Below are 18,535 nucleotides of genomic sequence, written 5' to 3'. Positions count from 1 at the left end.
CGTATGGGCATTTCGGTCGGGAGTTGCCGGACCTGACGTGGGAGAACACGGACCGGGCCGCCGACCTCAAGTCGGCCGCAGGAGCCTGACCGGCGCGAGGAGTGACGACCGGCGGCCCGCTGACGGGTCGCCGGTCGCTCGTGTCTGCGTCGACGTGCCGCTGCCGCACCTGGACCGCCTCTTCGACTACCTGGTCCCGTCGGACCTCGCCGACGACGCGGTCCCCGGCGCCCGGGTGAAGGTCCGCTTCGCCGGTCAACTCGTCGACGGCTGGGTGCTGGAGCGGGTCGACCGCTCCGACCACCCGAAACCGCTGTACCTGACCAAGGTGGTCTCGCCGGTGCCGGTGCTGGCCCCCGAGGTGGCGCGACTGGCCCGGGCCGTCGCCGACCGGTACGCCGGCAGCCTCGCCGACGTGCTGCGCCTCGCCGTGCCACCCCGCCATGCCCGCGTGGAGAAGGAGACCCTCGCCCCGCCCGCCGAGCCGGCGACGGCTGCCGAAGCCACCCCCGCCACCGAGGCCACCCCCGCCACCGAGGCTTCGCTGGGCACCGAAGCGCCCGATCCGGGCGGGTGGCGGGACTATCCGGCCGGGCCTGCGCTGCTGCACGCCCTGGCCGAGGGGCGGGCCCCCCGGGCCGTGTGGTCGGCGTTGCCGGGGGAGGACTGGGCGGCCCGCTACGCCACCGCCGTCGCCGCCACCGTGGCCTCCGGCCGGGGCGCGCTCGTGGTGGTCGCCGACGGCCGGGACCTCGACCGGCTCGACGCCGCGCTCACCACCACGCTGGGTGCCGGGCGGCACGTGTGCCTCTCCGCCGCGTTGGGGCCGGCCCGTCGCTACCGGGCCTTCCTGGCCGCCCGCCGGTCCGACGCCCCGGTGGTGATCGGCACCCGGGCGGCCATGTTCGCCCCGGTGGCCCGGCTGGGCCTGGTGGCCATCTGGGACGACGGTGACGACCTGCACGCCGAGCCCCGGGCGCCGTACCCGCACGCCCGTGAGGTGCTGCTCACCCGGGCCCAGCTCGACGACGCGGCGGCGCTGGTGGGCGGCTTCGCGCGGACCTCCGAGGCGCAACTGCTGGTGGAGACCGGCTGGGCCAGGGAGGTGGTCGCGGACCGGGCGGTGCTGCGGGCGCGTACCCCGGCGGTGGCACCGACCGGCGACGACCCGCAGTTGGCCCGCGATCCGGGCGCCGCGACCGCGCGGCTGCCGAGCCTGGCCTGGACGGCCGCCCGGGAGGCGTTGCGGGCGGATCTGCCGGTGCTGGTGCAGGTGCCTCGACGAGGCTACCTGCCCTCGGTGGCCTGCCAGGACTGCCGGACCCCGGCCCGCTGCCCGCACTGCGCCGGGCCGCTGGCGTTGTCCTCCGCCGGTCGGCCGCCGGCCTGCCGCTGGTGCGGCCGGGTCGCCGCCGCGTACGCCTGCCCGCACTGCGGGGGACGACGGCTGCGCGCCTCGGTGACCGGTGCCCGGCGGACCGCCGAGGAGTTGGGTCGGGCCTTCCCGGGAGTGCCGGTGCGCACCTCCGGGCGCGAGGAGGTGTTGGCCGACGTGCCCGGCGGCGCCGGGCTGGTGATCGCCACGCCGGGCGCCGAGCCGGTCGCCGAAGGCGGCTACGGCGCGGTGCTGTTGCTGGACACCTGGGCCATGCTCACCCGGGCCGACCTGCGGGCGGGGGAGGAGGCGCTGCGGCGTTGGGCGGCGGCGGCCGCGCTGGCCCGGCCGGCGGCGGCGGGCGGCCGGGTGGTGGTGGTCGCCGACGGCGCGCTGGCGCCGGTGCAGGCGTTGCTGCGGTGGGACCCGGGCTGGTTCGCCGCCCGGGAGTTGGCCGAGCGGCGGGAGCTGGGGTTCCCGCCCGCGGTGCGGATGGCCAGCGTGACCGGGCTGCCGGTGGCGGTGGCCGACCTGTTGGCCCAGGCGCGGCTGCCGGACGGGGCGGAACTGCTCGGCCCGGTGCCGGCCGACGGCGACCGGGAGCGGATGCTGGTCCGGGTGCCCCGGGCGCGGGCGGCGGCCATGGCCGAGGCGTTGCACGCGGCGGCGGGGTCGCGGACCGCGCGCAAGGCCGCCGAGCCGGTACGCCTCCAGGTCGACCCGCTCGCACTGTTCTGACGCCACGCGGTGACACTGGGTGACCGTCGGTGGCGACATGTGACGTGATCCTCGCATTGGGTGCCGACGCGCCCGTCCCGAGTTGCGCGCTCGGGAGTCCCGTGGTCAAGGTGGTAGCATCGCCCGTCATGCCGGGGCGCACGACGAGTCCAGGTCGTGACGCGGCGTCAGGCACGTCGAGCCGGAGTTCTCGCGGGTGGGCGTGGTGGCGGCGGGACCGGGCCGGTCCGGCGCGATATCGATGACGATCCATTACAGCCGGTGATCAGGGGTGGACCAGTCGTGACCGTTCGTCAGTCGATCGTCTTCAACGGTGACCTCGGCAGCGGCAAGAGCACCGTGTCGGTGGTGATCGCCGAGCGGCTCGGCCTGCGCCGGGTCAGCGTCGGTGACCTGTACCGGCAGATGGCCCAGGAGCGTCAGATGACCGCGCTCCAGCTCAACCTGCACGCCGAACTCGACCAGGCGGTCGACGGCTACGTCGACCAGCTCCAGCGCGACATCGCCGCCTCCGGCGAGAGCCTGGTGATGGACTCGCGGCTGGCCTGGCACTTCTTCACCGACGCGCTCAAGGTGCACATGATCACCGAGCCGGGTGAGGCGGCCCGCCGGGTGCTGCTGCGGCCCTCCGGCCCGGCGGAGAGCTACACCTCGATGGAGGAGGCAAAGGCCAAGCTGCGGGAACGCAGCGAGAGCGAGCGCAACCGCTTCGTGGTCCGCTACGGCGTGGACAAGGCCCGGCTGCGCAACTACGACCTGGTCTGCGACACCACCCGGGCGCCCGCCGGCGAGGTGATCGAGCGGATCGTCGACGCGTACGAGGGTCGACTCGCGCCGGCGGTGCTGCGCGCCGCGCCGCCGCTGCTCCTGCTCGATCCGGCCCGGGTCTATCCGACCGAGGACGTCACGGAGCTGCGCGGGCTCTGGGACTCGACGGTCGTCGACGAGGTCGTGGCCGCCGGTGAGACCGCCCTTGAGCCGCTGGAGATCGGCTACACCGGTGAGTACTTTTTCGTGGTGAACGGGCACCGTCGCCTCAGCGCCGCGTTGCGCGGTGGGTTCCGGCTGGTGCCCGGCCGGCTGGTCGCCGAGGTCGACGAGCCCGTGGTCGGTGGGATGAGCGCGGTCGACTACTTCGCCGCGCAGGCCCGACCCAGCCTGATCCACGACTGGGAGGCCGCTCACGACATCCACCTGCCGCTGCCGGAGCACGCGCTGCTCGGCGGGGACGCGGTGCTGGCGGGGGAGTCCGGCACCGCGGTGTGAACCGCCGCCGTGGCGGCGCGCGGGCATGATGGAGCCTCCCGACCCCGAGGAGGCCGCCATGGACGCCGCCGGCACGCTCGCGCTACTCATGTCGCCCACCGGGCGGGTCGATCCCTATCCGGCGTACGAGCGGATGCGCGCCTTCGGGCAGGTCGTCCCGGCCGGTCCGGGGCTGTTCGTGGTGACCGGGTACGCCGAGGCCGACGAGCTGCTCCGGGACTCGCGTTTCCAGGTGCTCGACGGCGACCTGCGGGACCAGGTCCTGCCGCAGTGGCGGGAGAGTCCGGCGCTGTCGTCGATCGCCCGGTCGATGCTGCGGACCAACCCGCCGGACCACAGCCGGATGCGGCGGCTGGCGGCGGGCGCGTTCACCCCGCGCCGGATCGCGGGCATGCGGGACGTGGTGGCCGCCCAGGCCGACGAGCTGATCACGGCGATGGCGGCGGCCGGCCGGGACGGCGCACCCGTCGACTTCATGGCCGAGTTCGCCTACCCGCTGCCGGTCGCGGTGATCTGCGAGCTGCTCGGCGTACCGGCCGCCGACCGTCCGCTGTTCCGGCGCTGGGCGGCCGACCTGACCGGGGTGCTGGAACCCGAGATCACCCCGGCCGAACTGGCCGTGGCCGACGCGGGCGCCACCGAGTTGCGCGACTACTTCACCGAGCTGGTGGCGGCCCGCCGCCGAGCGCCGGCCGACGACCTGACCACCGCGCTGGTGCAGGCGCACGACGCCGGTGACCGGCTCTCCGGCGAGGAGCTGCTGGCCAACCTGGTGGTGCTGCTCGTGGCGGGCTTCGAGACCACCACCAACCTGCTCGGCAACGGTCTGGCGGTGCTGCTGGCGCACCGGCGGGAGGCCGACGTGCTGCGCCACCACCCGGAGCACGCCCCGGCGTACGTCGACGAGCTGCTGCGCTACGACTCGCCGGTGCAGTTGACCACCCGCACCAGCACCGCGTCCGTACGCCTCGGCGGTGTCGAGGTGCCCGCCGGAAGCTGGACGCTGGTGCTGCTCGGCGCGGCCAACCGCGATCCCCGGCGGTATCCGGAGCCGGCGCGGTTCGACCCGTGGCGGGCCCAGCTCGGCCCGCTCTCCTTCGGGGCCGGCCCGCACTACTGCCTCGGTGCCGGACTGGCCCGGCTGGAGGCGCAGGTGGCCTTCCCCGCCGTGCTGCGGCGGCTGCCCGAGCTGGCCCCCGCCGGTACGCCCCGGCACCGCACCCGGTTGACCCTGCGCGGGTACGACACCCTGCCGGTCACCGTCGGCGAGCTGGCGCCGCACGCCGATCGTGGTGCGCCGACCGGTACCTCTGCGGGTACTCCGTAGACTGGTACGGCACTCCCGTCCCACCGTTAAGGAGCCGACCCGCGTGACCGTTCAGCCCATCCGTCTGTTCGGGGACCCGGTGCTGCGCACGCCGGCCGATCCGGTGGTCGACTTCGACGTCGAGCTGCGTACGCTCATCGCCGACCTGACCGACACCATGCGTGAGCGCTCCGGCGCCGGCCTGGCCGCGCCGCAGCTCGGGGTGGGCCTGCGGGTGTTCACCTTCGACGTCGACGACGTGCTCGGTCACCTGGTCAACCCGGTGCTGGAGTTCCCCGACGAGGAGGAGCAGGACGGCCCGGAGGGCTGTCTGTCCATCCCCGGGCTGTACTTCGACACCAAGCGGCGGCAGAACGTGATCGCCAAGGGCTTCAACGGCCACGGCGACCCGATGCAGATCGTCGGCACCGGCCTGATGTCGCGCTGCGTGCAGCACGAGACCGACCACCTGGACGGGGTGCTCTTCATCGACCGGCTGGACCAGACCGGCCGCAAGGAGGCGATGAAGGCGATCCGGCAGGCCGAGTGGTATGACGCCGCCGCCCCGCCCACGGTGAAGCTGAGCCCGCACACCGCCGGCAGCCCCTTCGGTCTGGGGCGGTGAGCCGGTGCGCGTGATCTTCGCCGGTACGCCGGCCGTCGCCGTCCCCGCCCTGGCCGCCGTGGCCGCCTCGCGGCACGAGCTGGTGGCCGTGGTCACCCGCCCGGACGCCCCGGCCGGACGCGGTCGTGGCCTGCAACGCTCACCGGTCGGCGCCTGGGCCGACGAGCACGGCGTCGAGGTGCTGACCCCGGCCCGTCCCCGGGAGCCGGAGTTCCTGGACCGACTCCGCGAGCTGGCGCCGGACTGCGTGCCGGTGGTTGCCTACGGCGCGCTGGTGCCCCCGGTGGCGCTGGAGATCCCCCGGCACGGCTGGGTGAACCTGCACTTCTCGCTGCTGCCGGCCTGGCGGGGTGCCGCGCCGGTGCAGCACTCCGTGCTGCACGGCGACGAGCTGACCGGCGCCAGCGTCTTCCAGTTGGAGGAGGGGCTGGACACCGGGCCGGTGTACGGCACCCTGACCGACGAGATCCGACCCGCCGACACCTCCGGCGACCTGCTGGCGCGGCTGGCCGACAGCGGCTCCGGGCTGTTGGTGGCAGTGCTGGACGCGCTGGAGGACGGCACCGCCCGGGCCGAGCCGCAGCCGGCCGACGGTGTCTCGCTGGCCCCGAAGCTGACCGTCGAGGACGCCCGGGTGCGCTGGGCCGACCCGGCCTTCGCGGTGGACCGCCGGATCCGCGCCTGCACCCCGGCGCCCGGCCCGTGGACGACCTTCCGGGACGAGCGGGTGAAGCTCGGCCCGGTCACCCCGGCACCCGACGGGCCCGACCTCAAGCCCGGTGAGCTGCTGGTGGAGAAGGCGCGGGTGCTGGCCGGCACGGCCACCGTCCCGGTCCGTCTGGGCGAGGTGCGGGCGGCCGGCAAGCGGGCCATGCCGGCGACCGACTGGGCACGGGGTGTCCGGGTCGCCACCGGGGAGGAGTTCGCGTGAGGGAGACCACCGCCCGTCGGGGGCCCGAGCGCCGTGGACCCCGTAGCGGGCGCAACGCCGCCGACCGGCCCCGCCACGCCGCGTACGAGGCGGTCGCGGCGGTGCACCGGGACGACGCGTACGCCAATCTGGTGCTGCCGGCGATCCTGCGCGACGAGGGACTGTTCGGCCGGGACGCCGCCTTCGCCACCGAGCTGACCTACGGCACGCTGCGGCACGTCGGCACGCTGGACGCGATCCTCACCGCCGCCGCCGGACGGGACGTGCAGCGGATCGATCCGCCGGTCCGGGACGCGTTGCGGATCGGCGCCTACCAACTCCTGCACACCCGGGTGCCCGCGCACGCGGCGGTGTCGTCCACCGTCGACCTGGTCCGGGTGGTCGGCCCGGGGGCTACCGGCTTCGCCAACGCGGTGCTGCGCGAGGTCGCCGAGCGCGACAGCGACGCCTGGGTGGCCCGGCTGGCGCCGCCGCTGGAGACCGACCCGATCGGTCATCTCGCGCTCGCCTACAGCCATCCACAGTGGATCGTCCGGGCGTTCTCCGAGGCGCTCGGCGGCGACCTCGGCGAGACCACCCGGCTGCTGATCGAGGACAACGAGCGTCCGCCGGTGCACCTGTGCGCGCGGCCGGGCCGGGCCGACCCGGTCGACCTCGCCGACGAGGTCGGTGGCGCCCCGGGCGCCTTCTCGCCGTACGCGGTCTATCTCGGCGGCGGTGCCCCCGGCGACCTGGCGGCGGTGGCCGACGGCCGGGCGCACGTGCAGGACGAGGGGTCGCAGTTGGTGGCCGACGCCCTCGCCGCCGCGCCGCTGGACGGGCCGGACGGCCGCTGGCTCGACCTGTGCGCCGGTCCCGGCGGCAAGTCGGGGCTGCTCGGCGCGATCGCCGCGCAGCGGGACGCGCGGGTGACGGCGGTGGAGGTGGCCGAGCACCGGGCCCGGCTGGTCGAGAACGCGACCCGGGGGCTGCCGGTGACCGTGCTGCACACCGACGGCCGGCTGGTGGGCAGCGAGCCGAAGCTGCCGGAGGAGCACTTCGACCGGGTGCTGGTCGACGCGCCGTGCACCGGCCTGGGCTCGTTGCGTCGCCGTCCGGAGTCGCGGTGGCGTCGTCAGCCCTCCGACCTGCCGGCCCTGACCCGGTTGCAGCGCGAGCTGCTCACCGCCGGGCTCCGGGCGGTCCGGCCCGGTGGGGTGGTGGCGTACGTGACCTGCTCGCCGCACGTGGTGGAGACGCACGTGACGGTCACCGAGGCGGCCCGCCGCTGCGGCGCGCCGGTGGACTTCGTGGACGCCCGGCCGTTGCTGCCGGCCGGCATGCCCGGGCTCGGCGACGGGCCGACCGTGCAACTGTGGCCGCACCGGCACGGCACCGACGCGATGTTCCTGGCCCTGCTGCGTCGCACCGCCTGAACCGTCCGCACCGCCCCCGGCCGTCCCGGGGGCGGTGGTGGCCCGCCGGTCAGCCGATCGGCAGAGCCCGGGTGCCGCCGCCCTTGAGCGACCTGGTCAGGGTGCGGTCGTTGAGCCACAGGAAGCACTGCACCCCACGCTCGCCGTTGCGCCAGTCCGGCTCGGAGGGGTGGTAATAGACCGTGCCGACGCGGTACTTCATGTTGCCGTCGTCGGGCACCTTGGCGAACTTCGCGATCAGGCTGAGGCAGCCGCGGTGCGCCCGCGCGGTGTCCTTCTCGAACGCGGCGTAGCTGGTGGCCGGGGACTTCCACACCCCGACGAACTCGACGCGGTGCCGGGCGCTGCACTTCACGGCCACCATCTCGGTGACCTCGTCACCCTTGGTCTTGGCCTCGAAGCAGCGGTGCCGCAGCGGAGACGACCCGTCCAGCGTGCCGGCCAGGCTGGCGGTGCGGCGGACCGGGGTGGGGGTGTCCAGGGCGTCTGTCTCGTGGGCGTCGCAGCGGAACCAGCGGGCCCCGCCGGTCCAGGCCCGGGGCGACGGGAAGACGACGGTCCAGCCGATCCGGGCGGTCCGCCAGTCACCACCGAGCACGCCGCGTACGGCCCGGTCGCACTCGCGGTACGCGGTGCGCATCGCCCGGCTGCCCGCCTCGGGCGGGGCCGTCCCCGCCGCCTCGGTCAGCCGGCCCACGTGCAGCGTCTCGGACCGGTGCGGCTGTGCGCAGTCCACCGGCGCGTACCCGCTGAGGTATCCGACGTCCTGCGGCTGGGTGTGGCAGGTCTGCGCCGCCGGGGTGAACACCTCCGGCGCGGCCATCACCGGCCAGTCGTCGACCAGGTCACCGTCGATGCCGGCCGGTCTGGTGCTGCACGCGGTCAACGCCAGCGTCACCGCGCCCAGCGCGACCCCGATCCACCACCGTCGCATCCCCCGCCGACCTCCTGCCGGGCATGACCGCGGACACGGCACGCCACGGTGCGGCAGCATACGGCACCGGGGTCAGGTGACGGGTAGTCCCTGCGGGCCGACACCGCGCATCGAGCCGGTCAGCTTGCGGTCGTCGCTCCACAGGAAACACCGCACTCCCCGGTCGCCCTCCTCCCACTCGCGCTGCGACGGCGGATAGAAGATCGAGCCGGCCCGGTACGGCAGGTCGGCGTTGTTCGGCACGTCGGCGAAGGAGGCGATCAGCTCCATGCACCGCTGGTGCGCCTGGGCGGAGGAGGCGACGAACTTCTCCCAGCTCATGTCCTGCTCGACGTAGACACCGACGAACTCGGCGCGGTGCGGTTCGGTGCAGAGCACCGGCGCCATGTAGTTGAGGTTGTCGCCGATCAGCTTCGGGTCGAAACAACGGTGCACCAGCGGCGAGTCGCCGATCAGGGCGCCGCGCAGACTGCCCGTGCGGTTGACCGCGCGGGTGTTGTCGATGCTGTCGGTCTCGCTCAGGTCGCAGCGGAACCACCGGGCGCCGCCGTTCCAGGCGGAGACCGAGGGCAGCGCGATGTTCATCGTCAGCCGTGCGGTGTGCCAGTCGCCGCCGAGCACCAGGCGGGCCCGCTGGTCGCACTCGGCGCGTGCGGTCCGCAGCGCCGCCGAACCGGGTTCCGGCCGCCGTCCCTGCGCCGCCGAACCGGTGAACGTGCCCACGTGGACTGCCTCGGCGAGGTGGTTGCGGGCGCAGTCCACCGTCTCGTACGTGCTCGCCTGCACGATCGGGGTGATCCGGGGCAGACAGGCGTCGGTGGCCGGGACGAACATCGTCGGCGCCCGCAGGGCGGGCCAGCCGTTGGTGATGTCGCCGTCCGTACCGCCCGGCCGCACACAGCCGCTGAGCACCATCGCAGCCGCGCCGGCCAGCGCCAGCGCCGCGAGCCACCGTCGCATCGTCCGCCCTTTCCGGGAACCGTCGCCCGGCTGTCGGATCCCGTGCCCACCGGCCTGCACGTTACCGTCACCGTCCCCGATGGAGTGTTGCCGCGATTCGGACTTATGGCCAGTCGAGTTCACGCTTCGTCCGGATCGACTGGTCCGAAGGGGGTCATTCTGCACCAATGGTCACGCCCGAGTCACCGGGCGTCCCCGTTGGTGGCGTGCTGCCGCGACCGCCGGACGCGTTCGTACACTGGCCCAGTGACCGTACCGCCGCCGATCGTCGCGCCCAGTATTCTCGCCGCCGATTTCGCCCGTCTCGCCGAAGAGGTCCGCGCCGTCGAGGACGCCGCGGACTGGTTGCACGTCGACGTGATGGACAACCACTTCGTGCCGAACCTGACCATCGGGCTGCCCGTGGTGCAGAGCCTGCGGGCCGCCACCCGGCTGCCCTTCGACGTGCACCTGATGATCGAGGACCCGCAGCGGTGGGCGCCCGGCTACGCCGACGCCGGTGCGTACAACGTGACCTTCCACGCCGAGGCGTGTGACGACCCGGCGGCCCTGGCCAAGGACCTGCGCGCCGCCGGTGCCAAGGCCGGGCTGGCGATCGACCGGGACACCCCGATCGAGCCGTACCTCGACCTGCTGCCGAGCTTCGACACGCTGCTGGTGATGACCATCAAGGCGGGCTTCGGCGGGCAGCGGTTCGTGCCGCAGTTGCTGGACAAGGTCCGGCTCGCGCGGCGGCACGTGGACGCCGGTCATCTGGAACTGCGGATCGAGGTGGACGGGGGGATCGCCGCCGACACCATCGAGCAGGCCGCCGCCGCCGGTGCCGACGCCTTCGTCGCGGGCACCGCGGTCTACGGCGCCGACGACCCGGCCGAGGCGGTACGCCGACTGCGCGCCCTCGCGGAGCGCGCGGCGCCCGGAGCCTGAGGTGGAGCCGACCGGGGAACACAAGGACGTGATCCTGGTCGTCGACGACGACCGGGACATCGCCCGATTCGTCGAGGTGAACCTGCGCCTGCACGGCTTCGAGGTGGTGCTCGCCGGTGACGGTCAGGAGGCGCTCGAAGTGATCGAGCGGCAGCGGCCCGACCTGGCCGTGGTGGACCTGATGATGCCCCGGGTGGACGGGCTGGAGCTGACCCGCCGGTTGCGCGCCGACCCGATGACCGCCGCCCTGCCGGTGATCATGCTGACCGCCAAGGGGATGACCGTGGACAAGGTCCACGGGCTCAGTGCCGGTGCCGACGACTACCTGGTCAAGCCGTTCGACACCGCCGAGTTGGTCGCCCGGGTCAGCTCCACGCTGCGGCGCAACAAGGAGTTCCGCGAGGTCTCCCCGCTGACCGGGCTGCCCGGTAACAGCCGCATCCGACGGGAGATCGCCGACCGGATCCGGGTCGGCTCGGACTACGCCGTCGGGTACATCGACGTCGACCGGTTCAAGAGCGTCAACGACCGGTACGGCTTCTCCCGGGGCGACGGCTTCATCTCCGCGCTGGCCCGCAGCCTGCACCGGGCGGTGGTGTCGGTCGCGTTGCCCCCGGCCTTCCTCGGTCACGTCGGCGGCGACGACTTCGTCTTCGTCTGCACCCCGGAACAGGTCCTGCCGCTCACCTCGCGGGTCTCGGCGGACTTCGAGACGGCCGCCGACGCGCTCTACGACCCGACCGACCGGGAACGCGGCTACGTCGAGCTGAAGGACCGGCGGGGCAACATCCGCCGGGCCGCGCTGGTCACGCTCTCCATCGGGGTCTCCGTCTCGGATCAGGACAAACGCCTCACCGATCCCCTGGAGGCGATGACCATCGCCTCGGAGATGAAGACCGTGGCCAAGAGCCAACCCGGCTCGTACGTGGCGGTGGACCGCCGTCGGGGCGTCGCCGATCCCGGTCACCGACATGTGAAGTAGCTCGCCGGGGTGGCGCAGAACCCTGCCAAGCGTGTAAGACTTCCCTCAGTACCCACCACGCGCTGGCGGGACTCGGTGTAATTCCGAACCGGCGGTGATCCACGGTCCGACCGTGGTAAGCCCGCGACCCGGGAGCGGTTCGTCCGCCCGGTGGACCTGGTGAGAATCCGGGGCCGACGGTTGGGGGCGGCAGGTCCGCACCCAGACAGTCCGGATGGGAGACAGCGCGCGGGACGGCACGGGCGTGTGGTTCGCCGGGTCTCGGCGTCTCCACCGTCTGCCGGGGCGGCTGTGCCGTACCCGGACCTGCGCCGCCTGCTCGCGAGTCGATCTTCCTGCCCGCGCGAGCAGAGCGAGAGGGCAGGGCCAGGTGATGGCGAGCGTCTCCGTCGACGAGGCGATGCGTCGCGCGATCGAGCTCGCGGCGCGCGGGCTCGGCACGACCAGTCCGAACCCGGTCGTCGGCTGTGTCCTGCTCGACGCCGACGGCGAGGTGGTCGGCGAGGGCTTCCACGCCTACGCCGGTGGCCCGCACGCCGAGATCGTCGCGTTGGCGCAGGCCGGGCGGCGGGCCAAGGGCGGCACCGCGGTCGTCACCCTGGAACCCTGTGACCACACCGGCCGCACCGGCCCCTGTAGCTCCGCCCTGGTCCAGGCCGGGGTCGCCCGGGTGGTGATCGCGGTACCGGACCCCAACCCGGTCGCCACCGGCGGCGCGGCCACCTTGCGGGCCGCCGGGGTCCGGGTCGACCTGGGGGTACGCGGCACCGAGGCGGAGAACGGCAACATCGCCTGGCTGACCGCCATGCGCCGGGGCCTGCCCTTCGTCATCTGGAAGTACGCCGCGACGCTCGACGGCCGCTCCGCGGCGGCCGACGGCACCAGCATGTGGATCACCTCCGAGGCGGCCCGGATGGACGTGCACGCGCTGCGCGCCACCGTCGACGCGGTGGTCGTCGGTGTCGGCACCGTGCTCGCCGACGATCCCCGGCTCACCGTCCGCAACCTGCGCGACGGCAGTCTCGCCATCCGGCAGCCGCTGCGGGTGGTGGTGGACTCGGCGGGGCGTACCCCGGCCGACGCCACGGTGCGCGACGGCGCGGCCCGGACCTGGATCGCCACCGCCGCCGAGGTGGGCACCGGCCCGGACGGCGGGGTGGACCTGTTCGCGCTGATGGCCGCGCTGCACGGGCGCGGGGTACGCGCCGTGCTGCTGGAGGGCGGCCCGCGACTGGCCGGGGCGTTCCTCGCCGCCGGCCTGGTCGACCGGGTCGTCGGCTACCTCGCGCCCCGGCTGCTCGGCGCCGGGCCTGCCGCTCTGGTCGACGCCGGCGTGAGCACCATCGCCGAGGCCATCGACCTGGAACTCATCGACGTTACGCAGATCGGTCCCGACCTGCGGATCACCGCGCTGCCCCGAAAGAGGGAGGGCTAGGCATGTTCACCGGCATCGTCGAGGAACTGGGCGAGGTCGTCGGGATAACCCCGACGGCACAGGACTCGGCCACGGTCGCCGTACGCGGCCCACTGGTCACCTCCGACGCCCGACACGGCGACTCGATCGCGGTCAACGGCGTCTGCCTGACCGTGGTGGAGGTCGACGGCGGGGTGTTCACCGCCGACGTGATGGGCGAGACGCTCCGGCGCACGGCGTTGGGCGCGCTGCGGGCCGGTGACCCGGTCAACCTGGAACGCGCCGCCGCACTGAACAGCCGCCTCGGCGGCCACCTGGTGCAGGGGCACGTCGACGGGGTGGGCGAGGTGCTCTCCCGGGAACCGGCGCCGCGCTGGGAGACGGTCCGGTTCCGGCTGCCCGCCGCGCTCTCCAGGTACGTGGTGGAGAAGGGGTCGATCACCGTGGACGGGGTGTCGCTGACCGTGGCCGAGGTCGGTGCCGACTGGTTCTCCGTCGGCCTGATCCCCACCACGCTGTCGCTGACCACGCTCGGCAACCGGACCGTCGGCGACCCGGTCAACCTGGAGACCGACGTCCTGGCCAAGTACGTCGAGCGCCTGCTCACCGCGCGCTCCACCGGAAGCGGAGTGCCGGCATGAGCGAGCGTCAGCGAGCGAATCATCGGTGCAGTGTGGCGCTGCCTCATGGCGGCACGGAGCGAAGCGGAGTGCCGGCATGACCTTCGACAGGGTGGAGGACGCGCTGGCCGAGATCGCCGCCGGCCGACCGGTCATCGTGACCGACGACGCCGACCGGGAGAACGAGGGCGACCTGATCTTCGCCGCCGAGCTGGCCACCCCGGAGCTGCTCGCGTTCACCGTGCGGCACACCTCCGGCTTCATCTGCGTACCACTCACCGAGGACGAGTGCGACCGGCTCGACCTGCCGCCCATGCACCACACGAACCAGGACCGGCGGCAGACCGCGTACACGGTGACGGTGGACGCCCGGGAGGGCGTGAGCACCGGCATCTCCGCGGCCGACCGGGCGCACACCATCCGGCTGCTCGCCGACCCGGCCACCGGCCCGACCGACCTGGCCCGACCCGGTCACGTGGTGCCGCTGCGCGCCCGCACTGGCGGGGTGCTCCGTCGGCCGGGGCACACCGAGGCGGCCGTGGACCTGACCCGGATGGCCGGGCTGCGTCCGGCCGGTGTGCTCTGCGAGCTGGTCAACGACGACGGCACCATGATGCGGCTGCCGGACCTGGAGAAGTTCCGCGCCGAACACTCGCTGACCCTGATCACCATCGCCGACCTGATCGCCTACCGGAGGCGTACCGAGAAGCAGGTGGAACTGGTCGCGGACGCGCGGATGCCCACCGAGCACGGGGTGTTCCGGGCGTTGGGCTACCGCAGCGAGTACGACACGGCCGAGCACGTGGCGCTGGTGATCGGCGACATCGGTGACGGGCGCGACGTGCTGGTGCGGGTGCACTCCGAGTGCCTGACCGGCGACGTCTTCGCCTCGGTGCGCTGCGACTGCGGGCCGCAGCTCAACGCCGCGCTGGTGCGGGTGGCCCGGGAGGGCCGGGGCGTGGTCCTCTACGTGCGCGGTCACGAGGGGCGCGGCATCGGCCTGCTGCACAAGCTCCAGGCGTACCAGTTGCAGGACCAGGGCCGGGACACCGTCGACGCGAACCTGGACCTCGGCCTGCCGGCCGACGCCCGGGACTACGGCACCGGCGCGCAGATCCTCTACGACCTCGGGGTCCGCACGATGCGGCTGCTGACCAACAACCCGGCCAAGCGCGCCGGGCTGGAGGGCTACGGGCTCACCGTGACCGGCCGCGAGGGCCTGCCGGTGCGCCCGCACCCGGAGAACGTGCGCTACCTGCGCACCAAGCGGGACCGGATGGGGCACCTGCTCGACCTGGACGAGGTGTCGGAGGCCCCGATGGGCCGTCCGGTCGCCGGCAAAGAGATCGGAGCGTAGGGGAGATGGCGGGTTTCGGCGAGCCGGGGACGACCCCGGTCGACGCGTCCGGGATGACCGTGGGAGTGGTCGCCGCTCGGTGGCACGGTGAGCTGACCGACCACATGCTGGAGCGGGCGGTCGCCGCCGCGCAGGCGTGCGGCGCGCGGGCCGTGACGGCCCGGGTGGCCGGTTCGGTGGAGCTGCCGGTGGTGGCGCAGGCGTTGGCCCGCCGTTGCGACGTGGTGGTGGCACTCGGCGTGGTGATCCGTGGCGCGACCGCGCACTTCGACTACGTCTGCCGCTCGGTCACCGACGGGCTGACCCGCATCGCGCTGGACGAGGGCAAGCCGGTGGCGCACGGTGTGCTCACCGTCGACACCATCGAGCAGGCCCGCGACCGGGCCGGGCTGCCCGGCTCCGCCGAGGACAAGGGCTGGGCGGCCACCGTCGCCGCCCTCGACGCGGCGCTGGCCGTCCGGCAGGTCGCCACCGCCGGCAACCAACGCGTCGGCTTCGGCGCCTGACCGCCCGTCACCCTCCGGCGACCGACCTCTCCGGCCAGCGACTGGGCGGTCTCGCCCTTGTCCGCCATCACCGCCGGCAGTGTCTCGTTCTGCCGCGTCCGACGGCACGGACAACACCGGCCGCCCCCAAGCGGACCCCGGTCACCGCCTCGCGGATGTGAACCTTGGAAAGTTTCCGTTAGCAGCTAACGGAAACTTTCCAAGATCTTGAGCTGATCCGACAGTGAGGCAACGCGTGCCGAGATTCTTGGGTTCCTGAACGTCGGGAGAGCCGGTAGGTCGGCAGAGCGTCCTGTTTCGCGTGATCCGGGCCTGGGGACGGGACCGGTCAGCGTGGACGCCCGCTGACGTACCGCCTGTTCGCTGGTCGCCGGGGACCGCGTCCCGGTCCCCGGCGACGGCGGCTCAGGCCTCTTCCTCGTCCGGGTCGAACTGCTCCCGGACGGCCTGCTCGATCGTCCGCGCGCCCAGCGTGGTGACCACCTGGTTCCGGACCGTGCAGCCGGCCCAGTAGGCACCGGTGGGCTGCGAGCCCGAGATGCTCATGTAGTCGCCGTCCCACTTCGCGACGTCCTTGTTGACGGATTCGAGGTCGGCCTCGCTCTTGAGGACGTGCGGGATGCCGTTCTTGCTGATGTACATGAAGTCCGTCGGCATATAGATCGTCACGTCGTTCACCCCGGCGGCGGCCAGCAGCGTGCCCAGCGTGGTGACGTCGTGTCCGGTGTGGCAGACGAGGAACCAGAGCGTACGGCCGCTGATGCCGGCCGGGGTGAACTTCGCCGTGACGTCCTGGACGAACTCGTCCAGCCAGCGCCCGCCGACCCAGGGCCGGTCCTCGTTGTGCCGGTCGTCGAGCGCGTAGCCGGAGTGGGCCAGGACGAGCACCGGCTCGCCGAGGTCGAGCGGGGGTGCGAGCGGGGTCTGCATCTCGGCGATCTTGCTGTTCAGCACGGACCGGGCGGCGTGCGCCGCGACCGCCTCGTTGGCCCGGAGGCGCTTGAGGTCGGCCGCGAACACGCGGCTCAGCTTGCTCTTGCTCTCGATGATCCAGATCACCAGGAGGTCTCCCGTCGGTGAGGGGTGTCGCCCCAGGATGGGGCACCCTCGGTGACCGTCCTGTCCGCGATCCGTTACCGATCAGTCGGGAACTGGTCGTGAGCGGCCATCGCCTCCTGCCGGTCGGCCTCCTCCCGCAGGATGGCGCAGTGCAGCCATGCCTCGGGGATGGCGAAACCGTCCACAAGCGTGCGCATCTGCGGGCGCAGCTCCTTGAGCAGGCTGTTCACCACGGCGGTGATCGCCTTGGCGCGGGCCGGGGTGAGTCGGCCGTGCTCCAGGAACCATCCCTTGTGGGCCTCGATGACGCTGAGGGCGTACAGGTCGCAGACGCGGGAGAGCAGGGCCGCGACGGCCGGGTCGCTGGTGGCTTCGATGCCGGCGACGAACGCCTCCAGCGTGACCCGGTCGATGTGCGCGGAGGCGACGGTCAGGACGTGGTCCTGCACGTCGTTGAAGATGTCGAAGGGCCGGTCCCGCTTGGTGCTCGCGCCGTTGCGCAGCCGCCGGACCGCGCCGTCGAGCAGGTGCTTCTCGCGGTCCTCGAAGACGCTGAGCTGCCACCCCCGGTCGGTGACGGCGACCTCCTCGCCCCGACCGGGTACGGCGCTGACGAGCCGCTCGATGAGCGCCCGCGCGGCGGTACGCTCCAGCACCATCTCGCGGACCTGCTCGGCGACGAAGGACGCCCGCCCCCAGCCGTCCAGCGAGCCGAACTCGTCCTTGTAGCCGGTGAGCAGTCCCTTGGCCACCAGTTGCAGCAGGACCGTGTTGTCGCCCTCGAACGTGGTGAACACGTCGGTGTCGGCCTTGAGGCTGGGCAGCCGGTTCTCGGCCAGGTAGCCGGCGCCGCCGCACGCCTCGCGGCACATCTGGATGGTCCGGGTGGCGTGCCAGGTCTGCGCGGCCTTGAGGCCGGCGGCCCGCGACTCCAGCTCCCGCTGCCGGTGCTCGTCGACCGGCTCGTCGCTGCCCTGCACCTCGTGGACGGCGGCCACCAGCTCGGCCTGGGCGAAGTGCAGCGCGTACGTGGTGGCCAGCGCGGGCAGCAGCTTGCGCTGGTGGGCCAGGTAGTCGTTGAGCAGCACCTCACGGTCGGCGTCGGGGGTGCCGAACTGACGGCGGACGTCGCCGTAGCGGACCGCGATGGTCAGCGCCGACTTGGTCGCCGCCGCCGCCGCGCCGCCCACGCTCACCCGGCCCCGGACCAGGGTGCCGAGCATGGTGAAGAAGCGCCGGGAGTCGTCGGCGATCGGGCTGGCGTAGGTGCCGTCCGCAGCGACCTGGCCGTAACGGTCCAGCAGCATGTCGCGCGGCACCCGGACGTGGTCGAAGCTGAGTCGCCCGTTGTCCACGCCGAGCAGCCCGGCCTTGGGCCCGGCGTCGCCGATCGTCACGCCGGGCATCGGGTTGCCGTCCGCGTCGCGGATCGGCACCAACCAGGCGTGGACGCCGTGCCGCTGCCCGCCGGTCACGAGCTGCGCGAAGACCACCGCCATCCGACCGTCCCGGGCGGCGTTGCCGATGTAGTCCTTACGGGCGGCCTGGTGCGGGGTGTGCAGGTCGAAGGTCTGCGTCTCCGGGTCGTACGTGCAGGTGGTGCGCAGTTGCTGGACGTCCGAGCCGTGACCGGTCTCGGTCATCGCGAAGCAGCCGAGCAGATCGCCGGCGACGATGTCCCGCAGGTGGGCGTCGTGGTGCCGACGGGTACCGAGCGCCAGCACCGCCCCGCCGAACAGACCCCACTGCACGCCCGCCTTGACCATCAGCGACAGGTCGATCTGCGCCAGCATCTCACTGGCCACGACCGAGGCGCCGACGTCGGCGCGGCCGCCGTACTCGGTGGGGAAGGACGCCGCCATGCCCAGCTCGGCGGGCAGTTCGGTGAGCAGGCGACTGATCCGCTCCCGGGCCTGGTCGCCGCTCTCCCCGTACACGGGGAGGAAACGGGCGTCGAGTTTGTCCCGGTGTGCGTCGCGGACCTCGGCCCACGGCCCGTCGAGGACCTTCCGCAGGTGGGCGACGTCGACGGGGTCGGACACGGAACGGGGCACGGCTACCTCAACTGACGTCGTCATGGTCGGTTTGTACCCAATCAAGGGTACAAACCTGCCGGTCAG

16 protein-coding genes and 1 riboswitch are annotated in these 18,535 nt (G+C 73.4%); of the genes, 12 read left to right on the top strand and 4 right to left on the bottom strand.

What is annotated here, in order from left to right:
- Positions 1–154: 154 nt before the first annotated feature.
- The 6 genes from ACWDVW_RS30750 to ACWDVW_RS30725 all read left to right on the top strand — a co-directional run bounded on the left by ACWDVW_RS30750 (position 155) and on the right by ACWDVW_RS30725 (position 7,656).
- Positions 155–2,113, top strand: coding sequence for a primosomal protein N' (locus tag ACWDVW_RS30750; RefSeq protein ID WP_449955942.1), 1,959 nt, complete (start codon positions 155–157; stop codon positions 2,111–2,113).
- A 282-nt stretch (positions 2,114–2,395) separates the two neighbouring features.
- Complete coding sequence (locus tag ACWDVW_RS30745; protein ID WP_449955939.1) at positions 2,396–3,379, top strand: AAA family ATPase; 984 nt, start codon at positions 2,396–2,398, stop codon at positions 3,377–3,379.
- Between the two features lie 58 nt (positions 3,380–3,437).
- Positions 3,438–4,706 carry a cytochrome P450 gene (locus tag ACWDVW_RS30740; protein ID WP_449955948.1) on the top strand — a complete coding sequence of 423 codons (1,269 nt, stop codon included), beginning with the start codon at positions 3,438–3,440 and terminating at the stop codon, positions 4,704–4,706.
- Between the two features lie 43 nt (positions 4,707–4,749).
- Positions 4,750–5,310: a peptide deformylase gene (gene def / locus ACWDVW_RS30735; RefSeq protein WP_449955936.1), complete on the top strand. Its 561-nt coding sequence runs from the start codon at positions 4,750–4,752 to the stop codon at positions 5,308–5,310.
- A gap of 4 nt (positions 5,311–5,314) precedes the next feature.
- Entirely contained in the window at positions 5,315–6,241 is a 927-nt protein-coding gene (gene fmt, locus ACWDVW_RS30730; protein ID WP_449955933.1) for a methionyl-tRNA formyltransferase, read from the top strand.
- Entirely contained in the window at positions 6,196–7,656 is a 1,461-nt protein-coding gene (locus ACWDVW_RS30725; RefSeq protein WP_449955945.1) for an RsmB/NOP family class I SAM-dependent RNA methyltransferase, read from the top strand. The genes fmt and ACWDVW_RS30725 overlap by 46 nt, the downstream gene beginning before the upstream one ends.
- A gap of 49 nt (positions 7,657–7,705) precedes the next feature.
- Here ACWDVW_RS30725 and ACWDVW_RS30720 read toward each other — a convergent pair whose 3' ends face one another.
- Positions 7,706–8,590, bottom strand: coding sequence for a septum formation family protein (locus ACWDVW_RS30720; protein ID WP_449955930.1), 885 nt, complete (start codon positions 8,588–8,590; stop codon positions 7,706–7,708).
- Positions 8,591–8,662: 72 nt separating this feature from the next.
- Positions 8,663–9,550, bottom strand: a complete 888-nt coding sequence (locus ACWDVW_RS30715; RefSeq protein WP_350700122.1) for a septum formation family protein — start codon at positions 9,548–9,550, stop codon at positions 8,663–8,665.
- Between the two features lie 246 nt (positions 9,551–9,796).
- On the opposite strand from ACWDVW_RS30715, the gene rpe reads away from it, so the two are divergent.
- From rpe to ribH, 6 genes are all read left to right on the top strand, one after another.
- Positions 9,797–10,477: a ribulose-phosphate 3-epimerase gene (rpe, locus tag ACWDVW_RS30710; RefSeq protein WP_350700120.1), complete on the top strand. Its 681-nt coding sequence runs from the start codon at positions 9,797–9,799 to the stop codon at positions 10,475–10,477.
- A gap of 1 nt (position 10,478) precedes the next feature.
- On the top strand, positions 10,479–11,459 hold the full coding sequence (locus ACWDVW_RS30705) for a response regulator (RefSeq protein ID WP_396751924.1): 981 nt from the start codon (positions 10,479–10,481) through the stop codon (positions 11,457–11,459).
- Positions 11,460–11,516: 57 nt separating this feature from the next.
- Positions 11,517–11,689, top strand: a riboswitch (FMN riboswitch).
- A gap of 143 nt (positions 11,690–11,832) precedes the next feature.
- On the top strand, positions 11,833–12,894 hold the full coding sequence (ribD, locus tag ACWDVW_RS30700; protein WP_449955925.1) for a bifunctional diaminohydroxyphosphoribosylaminopyrimidine deaminase/5-amino-6-(5-phosphoribosylamino)uracil reductase RibD: 1,062 nt from the start codon (positions 11,833–11,835) through the stop codon (positions 12,892–12,894).
- Between the two features lie 2 nt (positions 12,895–12,896).
- A complete protein-coding gene (locus ACWDVW_RS30695; RefSeq protein WP_449955922.1) occupies positions 12,897–13,514 on the top strand; it encodes a riboflavin synthase in 618 nt (205 codons plus the stop codon).
- 76 nt (positions 13,515–13,590) lie between these two features.
- Positions 13,591–14,850: a bifunctional 3,4-dihydroxy-2-butanone-4-phosphate synthase/GTP cyclohydrolase II gene (locus ACWDVW_RS30690; protein WP_449955919.1), complete on the top strand. Its 1,260-nt coding sequence runs from the start codon at positions 13,591–13,593 to the stop codon at positions 14,848–14,850.
- A gap of 5 nt (positions 14,851–14,855) precedes the next feature.
- The gene (gene ribH / locus ACWDVW_RS30685; protein WP_176093313.1) at positions 14,856–15,356 is read left to right on the top strand and encodes a 6,7-dimethyl-8-ribityllumazine synthase; all 501 of its coding nucleotides are present in this window, start codon (positions 14,856–14,858) and stop codon (positions 15,354–15,356) included.
- Between the two features lie 405 nt (positions 15,357–15,761).
- On the opposite strand, the gene ACWDVW_RS30680 is transcribed toward ribH, so the two are convergent.
- Complete coding sequence (locus ACWDVW_RS30680; protein WP_449955916.1) at positions 15,762–16,415, bottom strand: hypothetical protein; 654 nt, start codon at positions 16,413–16,415, stop codon at positions 15,762–15,764.
- A gap of 74 nt (positions 16,416–16,489) precedes the next feature.
- Positions 16,490–18,493 carry an acyl-CoA dehydrogenase family protein gene (locus ACWDVW_RS30675; RefSeq protein WP_449955913.1) on the bottom strand — a complete coding sequence of 668 codons (2,004 nt, stop codon included), beginning with the start codon at positions 18,491–18,493 and terminating at the stop codon, positions 16,490–16,492.
- Between the last annotated feature and the right edge of the window lie 42 nt (positions 18,494–18,535).

Source organism: Micromonospora sp. NPDC003241, assembly GCF_053589795.1.
This window is presented reverse-complemented; position numbering and strand designations above follow the sequence as displayed.

Coding starts and splice junctions, on each gene's coding strand:
- ACWDVW_RS30690 (WP_449955919.1), top strand. CDS start 13,591: ATGACCTTCGACAGGGTGGAGGACGCGCTGGCCGAGATCGCCGCCGGC.
- ribH (WP_176093313.1), top strand. CDS start 14,856: ATGGCGGGTTTCGGCGAGCCGGGGACGACCCCGGTCGACGCGTCCGGG.
- ACWDVW_RS30715 (WP_350700122.1), bottom strand. CDS start 9,550: ATGCGACGGTGGCTCGCGGCGCTGGCGCTGGCCGGCGCGGCTGCGATG.
- ACWDVW_RS30675 (WP_449955913.1), bottom strand. CDS start 18,493: ATGACGACGTCAGTTGAGGTAGCCGTGCCCCGTTCCGTGTCCGACCCC.
- ribD (WP_449955925.1), top strand. CDS start 11,833: ATGGCGAGCGTCTCCGTCGACGAGGCGATGCGTCGCGCGATCGAGCTC.
- ACWDVW_RS30695 (WP_449955922.1), top strand. CDS start 12,897: ATGTTCACCGGCATCGTCGAGGAACTGGGCGAGGTCGTCGGGATAACC.
- ACWDVW_RS30720 (WP_449955930.1), bottom strand. CDS start 8,590: ATGCGACGGTGGTGGATCGGGGTCGCGCTGGGCGCGGTGACGCTGGCG.
- ACWDVW_RS30740 (WP_449955948.1), top strand. CDS start 3,438: ATGGACGCCGCCGGCACGCTCGCGCTACTCATGTCGCCCACCGGGCGG.